Annotated in this window: 1 protein-coding gene; it reads right to left on the reverse strand. The window is 60.2% G+C overall.

What is annotated here, in order from left to right; genetic code table 11:
- On the reverse strand, positions 1 to 349 hold a 349-nt coding region (locus tag AC1D0P_RS32920; RefSeq protein WP_477680550.1), incomplete at both ends, for a hypothetical protein.

Consider the following 349-nt stretch of genomic DNA (forward strand, 5'->3'; position numbering starts at 1 on the left):
GTGCAGCCGGACGCCCAACGCCTTCCAGCCATCCGCATCCTTCGGCCGGTCTTCAGGCATCAGGAAGGGCGCATAGATGGAATCCATGCCGAGCGTCTTCGCCAGTTGAATGACGCGCTGCGGCTCGCTTTCGAGCTGGTCGATGCCGAAATGGCCGGTGGTCATCGTCAGGCCATTGGCATCGAGATCGGTCTTCAGCGCCTTGACACCATCGGCATCGAGCGACGCATAAATGCCGCCAAAGCCTTCGACTTCCTTGTAGCCAAGCGAGCCGAGCAGCGCCAGCGTGTCGGAAAGCGGCGGATAGTTGCGGGCGCTATAGAGCTGGAAAGAGACGTCTGTCATAAGT

The sequence above is a fragment of the Polaromonas sp. P1_G2 genome (genome assembly GCF_056405515.1).